Genomic DNA, 706 nt, shown 5'->3' with positions numbered 1-706 from the left:
AGTGGCTTCCGGAGCTAACGCGTTAAGTCGACCGCCTGGGGAGTACGGCCGCAAGGTTAAAACTCAAATGAATTGACGGGGGCCCGCACAAGCGGTGGAGCATGTGGTTTAATTCGATGCAACGCGAAGAACCTTACCTGGCCTTGACATCCACGGAATTCGGCAGAGATGCCTTAGTGCCTTCGGGAACCGTGAGACAGGTGCTGCATGGCTGTCGTCAGCTCGTGTTGTGAAATGTTGGGTTAAGTCCCGCAACGAGCGCAACCCTTATCCTTTGTTGCCAGCGATTCGGTCGGGAACTCAAAGGAGACTGCCGGTGATAAACCGGAGGAAGGTGGGGATGACGTCAAGTCATCATGGCCCTTACGGCCAGGGCTACACACGTGCTACAATGGCGCATACAAAGAGAAGCGACCTCGCGAGAGCAAGCGGACCTCATAAAGTGCGTCGTAGTCCGGATCGGAGTCTGCAACTCGACTCCGTGAAGTCGGAATCGCTAGTAATCGTGGATCAGAATGCCACGGTGAATACGTTCCCGGGCCTTGTACACACCGCCCGTCACACCATGGGAGTGGGTTGCAAAAGAAGTAGGTAGCTTAACCTTCGGGAGGGCGCTTACCACTTTGTGATTCATGACTGGGGTGAAGTCGTAACAAGGTAACCGTAGGGGAACCTGCGGTTGGATCACCTCCTTACCTGAAGATAC

General features: G+C 54.7%; 1 rRNA gene. It reads left to right on the top strand.

From position 1 onward, the window contains the following. Positions 1-695: ribosomal RNA gene (locus ACETPC_RS23780) — 16S ribosomal RNA — on the top strand; the annotation flags it as partial. Positions 696-706 lie beyond the last annotated feature (11 nt).

The organism is Pantoea sp. sgz302252 (assembly GCF_042610525.1).
Lineage (GTDB): Bacteria > Pseudomonadota > Gammaproteobacteria > Enterobacterales > Enterobacteriaceae > Erwinia.
This window is presented reverse-complemented; position numbering and strand designations above follow the sequence as displayed.